Origin of the sequence: Thalassobacillus devorans MSP14, from assembly GCF_000496835.1 — a bacterium.
GTDB lineage: Bacteria > Bacillota > Bacilli > Bacillales > Halobacillaceae > Thalassobacillus > Thalassobacillus devorans_B.
In genome coordinates, this window is sequence record NZ_KI543236.1 from 1,400,040 (window position 1) to 1,406,747 (window position 6,708).

10 protein-coding genes are annotated in these 6,708 nt (G+C 40.2%); 2 read left to right on the forward strand and 8 right to left on the reverse strand.

Annotation, left to right across the window (positions count from 1 at the left end; genetic code table 11):
* Positions 1–47 precede the first annotated feature (47 nt).
* The 8 genes from P855_RS0108000 to P855_RS0108040 form a co-directional block, all read right to left on the reverse strand.
* Positions 48–791: a pseudouridine synthase gene (locus P855_RS0108000; RefSeq protein ID WP_028783082.1), complete on the reverse strand. Its 744-nt coding sequence runs from the start codon at positions 789–791 to the stop codon at positions 48–50.
* Between the two features lie 263 nt (positions 792–1,054).
* Positions 1,055–1,573 carry a spore maturation protein gene (locus P855_RS0108010; protein WP_028783083.1) on the reverse strand — a complete coding sequence of 173 codons (519 nt, stop codon included), beginning with the start codon at positions 1,571–1,573 and terminating at the stop codon, positions 1,055–1,057.
* Positions 1,570–2,160, reverse strand: coding sequence for a nucleoside recognition domain-containing protein (locus tag P855_RS0108015; RefSeq protein ID WP_028783084.1), 591 nt, complete (start codon positions 2,158–2,160; stop codon positions 1,570–1,572). Before P855_RS0108015 ends, P855_RS0108010 begins: the two co-directional genes overlap by 4 nt.
* Entirely contained in the window at positions 2,154–3,200 is a 1,047-nt protein-coding gene (locus P855_RS0108020; RefSeq protein WP_419177265.1) for a D-alanyl-D-alanine carboxypeptidase family protein, read from the reverse strand. The genes P855_RS0108015 and P855_RS0108020 overlap by 7 nt, the downstream gene beginning before the upstream one ends.
* Before the next feature lie 305 nt (positions 3,201–3,505).
* Positions 3,506–3,994: a DUF3907 family protein gene (locus P855_RS0108025; RefSeq protein WP_028783086.1), complete on the reverse strand. Its 489-nt coding sequence runs from the start codon at positions 3,992–3,994 to the stop codon at positions 3,506–3,508.
* Positions 3,995–4,033: 39 nt separating this feature from the next.
* The gene (locus tag P855_RS0108030) at positions 4,034–4,447 is read right to left on the reverse strand and encodes a hypothetical protein (RefSeq protein ID WP_028783087.1); all 414 of its coding nucleotides are present in this window, start codon (positions 4,445–4,447) and stop codon (positions 4,034–4,036) included.
* A 64-nt stretch (positions 4,448–4,511) separates the two neighbouring features.
* Positions 4,512–5,111 (reverse strand): SMC-Scp complex subunit ScpB, encoded by a 600-nt coding sequence (gene scpB, locus P855_RS0108035; protein ID WP_028783088.1) that lies wholly within the window; start codon positions 5,109–5,111, stop codon positions 4,512–4,514.
* 6 nt (positions 5,112–5,117) lie between these two features.
* The gene (locus P855_RS0108040) at positions 5,118–5,864 is read right to left on the reverse strand and encodes a segregation/condensation protein A (RefSeq protein ID WP_028783089.1); all 747 of its coding nucleotides are present in this window, start codon (positions 5,862–5,864) and stop codon (positions 5,118–5,120) included.
* Between the two features lie 138 nt (positions 5,865–6,002).
* On the opposite strand from P855_RS0108040, the gene P855_RS20680 reads away from it, so the two are divergent.
* Entirely contained in the window at positions 6,003–6,086 is an 84-nt protein-coding gene (locus P855_RS20680; RefSeq protein ID WP_037985719.1) for a YjcZ family sporulation protein, read from the forward strand.
* 115 nt (positions 6,087–6,201) lie between these two features.
* Positions 6,202–6,702 carry a DUF309 domain-containing protein gene (locus tag P855_RS0108050; RefSeq protein ID WP_037985720.1) on the forward strand — a complete coding sequence of 167 codons (501 nt, stop codon included), beginning with the start codon at positions 6,202–6,204 and terminating at the stop codon, positions 6,700–6,702.
* Positions 6,703–6,708 lie beyond the last annotated feature (6 nt).

The following is a 6,708-nucleotide window of genomic DNA, read 5'->3' on the forward strand; positions in this document are numbered from 1 at the left end:
ACTCCTTTTGCGATTATAACATTAATCATTATTGTTAAATGTGAAAGTTATTTAACACTTTTTTCAGCTAAGTGTCTCAGTTGTTTCACTTCATGAGGAGTTAACTCACGTATTTCTCCTGCGTTCATGCCATGTAAATCAAGAAATCCATACCGTTCCCGTTTCAACTTGTCCACCGGGTAGCCTAAAGATTCGAACATTCGTCGCACTTGTCTATTTTTACCTTCATGCAAAGTCAATTGGATAATTGCAGTATTTTTCTTTTTATCGATAGACTTTGTTTTGACGTGAGTAGCTCGTAAAAGCTCCCCATCTGACTTTATTCCTTTTGTCAGCTTTGCCAGCTCTTCTCTCAGAGGAATTCCTTTCGTTTTTGCAATATAGACTTTATCTATCTCATGCTTGGGGTGCATCAATTGGTTAGCAAAATCCCCGTCATTCGTCAATAGAAGGATGCCGGAAGTATCGTAATCCAGGCGTCCAATTGGAAAGACACGTTCTTCTCTATCTTCCGGCAGGTAATCAGTTACCACTTTACGATTTTTATCATCTTTAACACTTGATATTACTCCACGGGGTTTATATAACAGAAAATAAACCGGTTCCTCTTTTGTCAAAGGGACGCCTTCTACCTCTACTTTGTCATCCGGAGAAACTTTGGTACCCAGTTCAGTGACTACCTTTCCATTTACAGCAACTTTTCCTTGGGTTATTAAGTTTTCGGCCTTCCGTCTGGAAGTTATTCCACTTTGTGCAATTACTTTTTGTAATCGTTCTAATTCATTTGACATATCTATCACCTACTTATTTATTGTTATAACATATATAATCTGGAACAAACACCTTCCATCTCCTCCTTCCTCAAGTGATTAACTTAATCGCATCATTCTATACCAGCAAGCGATAGTCATACCATTCACTAGTTTAGGATGAAAATGTTAATATTTTATGAAGAAAAAGAAAGAAGTAGCGCTGGTCAGGAAATTCATTGACCAACAGGAAACCACGCTGAGTGTTTCAGCGTGGCTTTTATACAGGGCTGTCATCCCTTATCTTAACTGAAAAGGATAGTGACAACTATTATAGAAGCTATTATACCAATCAAATCAGCAGCTAGTCCAACTTTAAGTGCATCTCCCATTTTCTTTATTCCCACAGCACCAAAATACACAGTAATAATATAAAAAGTAGTATCTGTGCTCCCTTGCATCACAGATGCTAATAGCCCAATAAAAGAATCCGGTCCAAAAGTTTTGATCAGTTCACTTGTCATTCCTAAAGCTGCTGTACCAGATAAGGGGCGAACGAGGGCCAGTGGCAATATATCCTCCGGCATCCCGAGTAAACTGGTCACTGGTTCTACAGTGGTTATGATTGCTTCCATAGCACCAGATGCCCGGAAAATTGCAATCGAGACCATCATTCCAATCAGAAAAGGAAGCAGAGATACGGCAATATCGATCCCTTCTTTACCGCCTTCCACAAATTTTTCATAGGTAGGTACTCCCTTGTAGGTAGCTATCAGCAGTACAAATAATATTATCACGGGGATTATCCAGATACTGACACTCATACTTCTCCCCTCCTGGTCCTTCGCCAATGGAAATAACGGTCAATAAGGAGAGCTCCAGTGGTGGAGATGCAGGTAGCGATGATGGTCGCCCCGACAATTACTGTAGGGTCTACAGAGCCATATTTCATCCGGATTGCGATAACTGTAGTTGGTATCAAAGTAATAGATGAGGTGTTGATTGCCAGGAACGTAATCATGGACCGGCTAGCAGTATCAGTCTGGTGCAGGCGTTTCAATTCTTTCATCGCTTTTAGCCCCATAGGTGTAGCAGCATTGCCTAATCCAAATAAATTCGCTGTCATGTTGGATAAAATATAACCCATCGCAGGATGGTCCTTAGGAATATCTGGGAATATACGCTGGACGAAAGGCCGGAATAATACAGCTAATCCTTTGAGCAGCCCAGCCTCTTCAGCAATCCTCATCAATCCCAGCCAGAAAATCAATACCCCCATCATGGTCAAGGTTATCATGATGGCATCATCAATGGTGCTGAAGATTGCTTTATTGACTGCTTCCATTCTGCCATTGACAGCCGCAAACACGATGCCAACTACCGCAAGCAGGGACCAAATGATATTTACCATGCCGCCAGCCCCATCAAGCGACTGGCCCTGTCTTTCCAATGCGACCAAAACGAGCCTTCAGCAGGTCGATCGACCACAGCTGTCGACAATATAGGACGGTCGTCTAAATAAACAACGTGCCTGCCAACCAGGAAGTCATCTACTTCCCGATAAAGATTCAATCTGGAGCGCAATGCTGCTTTTTCCTCAGCGGTAACTGGCCAGGTTACATCCCTTGTATAATACAAAGATTTCTGCCCAGGAACTTCAACAGGGACCTCCCCTTTTTCCTGAAGTGTTACTTGATCAAAATTTTCAAATCCCCACTCATACATGGCCTGATGATCATTCCAGTCATCTCCCGCATTCAACGTAACTGCTACCAGTTCCATATCACCCTTTTTTGCAGCAGATACCAGGGTCCTTCCTGCAGCTTTGGTATAACCTGTCTTGCCCCCGATACAATAATCATAATACTTTGTCAGCAATTTATTTTTATTGAACCAATAATAATCACGATTATCAGATAAGTACCTTTCTGCACCTGTAACTTCCCTGAACACATCATTTTGCATTGCATTTCTCATCAATAATGCTAAGTCATACGCGGAAGAGTAATGAGTTTCAGAATCCAATCCGTGAGGGTTATCAAAATGAGTATGGTTCATTCCTAACCAGGCTGCTTTTTGGTTCATCAAATAAGCAAAACCTTCCTGACTCCCCCCTAAATGCTCCGCAATAGCCATGGCGGCATCATTTCCTGAACGAAGCATTAAACCGTAGACCAGATCCTTCAACGTCATCTTTTCACCTTCTTTCAGGTAAATGGATGACCCTTCCGTATAGACTGCATTGTTGCTTGCTTTTACTTTTTCATCAAGCTTTCCAGATTCAACCGCCAATAAAGCAGTCATTATTTTAGTTGTACTTGCAATCAACTCCTCTTCGTAGGCTGCCTTTTCATAAAGTACCCTGCCAGACTGCATGTCCATTAAAACTGCATTTCTGGCGGATACCGAAATCGCTGCTTCTACTTTAAATGGATGGATGAAACTAAACATGAGGACACTTAAGATCAGCCACTTTATCATCCGCTTCTTCAAAGCCGCTCCTCCTTCGATTACATTGCTTATTAACTAATCTATGCCAGGATGACAAGCGTATGATAGGGGATACATGAAAAGAATCTCTTCTTTATTGGATAATTAAAAAACCTCCTGTCAGTGGAGGTTTTGTTATACGCATTCTTATGAAGCAGGGCACTCTATTTTCTTTTACTTTAAGAAACTTTAATTTTGTTAAAGGGTTAAAATATAAGAAAAGACTAAAGCTACCGCCAATAGGGCTTGGCGATAGCTGATTTTTTCTATTGCTTCATTATTTTAAGCTGATAGTCTGTTTCATAATATTCCAGTTCTTCACGTATTTCCTGGAAAGGTTTTTCTAACTGGATCATTAATGCTCTTAGCGATTCTGGCGGCTCATTATGAAAAAGGATAGCATGCCTGCCGGTATAAGCTGCCCGGCTATCTTCATACCAGCCATCACCTTTAGGGGAAAAGAATTCACCAATGCATTGATGATATATCCCGTAAAGCGTACGTTCTGCGGCAGTCTTACGAAACACTTCTGATTGCAGCAATATTCCGATTGTGTCTTTTGCTTCATCACAAATCACTTCTAACCTTCGCAGTGATTTTAATAAGGAACGATAGTACTCTCTTTCTTTACTTCCCTTTTCTCCAAGTAAACCAGCCAAATGGTGATGATCCAGGTAGATATCCAATTCTTTAACAACGTTGTTTAAAAATGCGTCTACTTTGTTCATCTGTGCTCGAACAATCTGATTACTCATTGCCAGCCTCCTATATGTTAGTACACTCAGCTGTGGTACTCAGGCATGAATAAATTCGAGTGTCGATTCCATATCAAAGCCTTTGCCATCGTTGATTTTCAAGAAGGCTTGTTGAACAGCTTCCCAATTAACACCTGCAAATAATTCTTTATATTCCTCATATTCATTTATATACACTTTTCGCTTATGTTTATAACCAGGATTTTTTACAAGGGCAATAAAAGCAGCTAAGTCCTTCAGCATGATTTCATTTTCTCCAAAAACCATGATAGGATTTTCCTTAAATGGTGTGAACTCATGTAATTTTTCATCAAAATAACGGAGATACAGCAAAGAAAAGTTATGTTCCCTTCCTTTATCCTCGTAAATTAATTCGGAGCGATTGAAAAACTCTTCCGGCGAATTAGGCTTTTCTTTTACCAGCTCTACTCCTCTGGATGCTTTGATTTCCATAATCTCCCCCCAAACAAGTTAATATAAGTATATATTACCATAACTGGCCTGAAATATCTGAAAATTAGCCGTTATCATCCGGATTCCCGTTTTCATGTGTACTAAATTCTTCAAAAAACAGATCTGCTTCCGTTTCCATGTCATCTTCATTTCCTTCTGGCAATGGTGGAATTTCCTCTAAAGAATTTATTCCGAAATATGTTAAAAAGTCTTTCGTGGTACCATATAAAATCGGGCGGCCAATTCCCTCTTTCCTGCCAACTTCCTGGATCAAGGATCGGCTGGTAAGCGTCTGGATAGCACGCTCACTTTTAACTCCTCTTAACTCTTCGATTTCCACTCTTGTAATTGGCTGCTGGTAAGCTATGATGGCCAATGTTTCGAGGGCGGCCTGGGATAATTTCGAAGATTGGGGACCATCCAATAACTCCTTCAAGTATGGAGCATGTTCCACTTTGGTTCCCAAATAAATGGTTTCCCCCGAAAACATCAACGTAACGCCTCTCTCTATCGCTTGATAGTCTACCATAAGTTCATCTAAAAGTTCTTGAAGAGTATGCTTGTTTATTCCAAGGGCATCCTTCAATTTTTGTTTTGTCAGCCCCTCTTCCCCTGCTGCAAACAGGAGTCCTTCAACGACTCCTTTGTATTCATTGATATTCATGATAGATTAGTCCTCCATTTTATACACAAACAATTCATCAAAATGTTTTTCCTGCACACAATATATTTCGTTTCCCTTCATCAATTCCAATAAAGCCATGAATGTGACTACGATATGTGTCCGGGAAGGCTGTGGAAATAATTCATCAAATTTCACTGCACTGCCTGATTTGCCGATATGGTCCATGATTTCTGACATTCTCATTTGTATAGGGATCTCGTCTCGCTGCACCTTCGTGTCAGCTCGTTTCCTATCAGTTACCCGGTGACCTTTCAATATTTTCGTCATAGCTTCCAGCATATCATAAATAGAACCTTCGCCTTTTCGTATGACTGGTTGCTCTTCTCGATAAGCATCCAAATTCGACGGAGGTTTCGTATAAATACGGTCCGCCTTTTCCTCTTTTTCTTTTAGAAGCAAGGCTGCATCTTTATACCTGCGATACTCGATCAAGCGTTTCATCAGTTCATCACGTGGATCTTCTTCCATATCCTCTTCATCGTCCAACTCGACCGGTTGATTAGGAAGGAGCATTTGACTTTTCATCGCAAGCAGACTCGCTGCCATTACCAGGTATTCACTTGCGATATCAAGCTCCAGTTGCTGCATCGTATGAATATAGGCCATATATTGCTCCGTGATATCTGCAACCGGTATATCATAAATATCAATTTCATACTGGTTGATCAAGTGTAAAAGAAGGTCAAGAGGGCCTTCGAAAGCATCTATTTTTACTTGGTAACTTTGTTTCATATTATTTCCTCCACTTTTCATCTGGCAAACCAAGGGTATTCGCCCATACATAATCTACGGGGTTACATATTTTATTATCGTAAGATGTATCTTACCAAAAAATCAGATTTCCGTTAACTGCAAAAAGGAGGAATAAAGATGAGTAGATACTATGGAGGCGGCTTTGCGTTAATCGTCGTTTTGTTCATCTTATTGATTATTGTAGGGGCATCCTGGTATTAAAATTAAAGACCCAGTGACAAGGTCCATTTTTCTGGATCTTGTCACTCTTTATTTCTGCTCTGTTATGTTACACTATTGGTAAACTTCAAGAATGAGCATGAAGGAGCAGTTTTTTATGTATTACCCTAAAGCTTATGTAGAATTTCTGGCACATTTCAATGGAACAAAAGATTTTTTTGAATGTCATGAAGTATTAGAAGAATATTGGAAAGAAACCGCTCCAGGCGAGCGCGATTCTATATGGGTATGGATGATCCAGCTGGCAGTCAGTCTATACCATTACCGGCGTGGGAATTATAATGGGGCAAGTAAATTGGTTACAAGGCTGCAAAATAAATGGACATTCCATAAATATGAACTGGAAACTTTGGGATTGGAACGGGAGGCCATCTCAGATATCCTTAGTCAATTGGATCATGCCTTAAAGAATCGAAAACCCTATCAAAATATCAATCTTCCCATCAAAGATCCAAGATTGATACTCTCGGTAAAAGATACCTGTTCGAAATGGCAGGTTCCTTATAACAGAGAACAGGAACCCTGTGACCATTACTTGATCCACAAACATAAATTAAGACAAACAAGTGAAAATCTTACAGAAAACGCTTATAAATGAACAAGT

Excerpts from the sequence above, each read along its gene's own strand:
- P855_RS0108000 (WP_028783082.1), bottom strand. The coding sequence starts at position 791 with ATGTCAAATGAATTAGAACGATTACAAAAAGTAATTGCACAAAGTGGA.
- P855_RS0108010 (WP_028783083.1), bottom strand. The coding sequence starts at position 1,573 with ATGAGTGTCAGTATCTGGATAATCCCCGTGATAATATTATTTGTACTG.
- P855_RS0108015 (WP_028783084.1), bottom strand. The coding sequence starts at position 2,160 with ATGGTAAATATCATTTGGTCCCTGCTTGCGGTAGTTGGCATCGTGTTT.
- P855_RS0108020 (WP_419177265.1), bottom strand. The coding sequence starts at position 3,200 with ATGTTTAGTTTCATCCATCCATTTAAAGTAGAAGCAGCGATTTCGGTA.
- P855_RS0108025 (WP_028783086.1), bottom strand. The coding sequence starts at position 3,994 with ATGAGTAATCAGATTGTTCGAGCACAGATGAACAAAGTAGACGCATTT.
- P855_RS0108030 (WP_028783087.1), bottom strand. The coding sequence starts at position 4,447 with ATGGAAATCAAAGCATCCAGAGGAGTAGAGCTGGTAAAAGAAAAGCCT.
- scpB (WP_028783088.1), bottom strand. The coding sequence starts at position 5,111 with ATGAATATCAATGAATACAAAGGAGTCGTTGAAGGACTCCTGTTTGCA.
- P855_RS0108040 (WP_028783089.1), bottom strand. The coding sequence starts at position 5,864 with ATGAAACAAAGTTACCAAGTAAAAATAGATGCTTTCGAAGGCCCTCTT.
- P855_RS20680 (WP_037985719.1), top strand. The coding sequence starts at position 6,003 with ATGAGTAGATACTATGGAGGCGGCTTTGCGTTAATCGTCGTTTTGTTC.
- P855_RS0108050 (WP_037985720.1), top strand. The coding sequence starts at position 6,202 with ATGTATTACCCTAAAGCTTATGTAGAATTTCTGGCACATTTCAATGGA.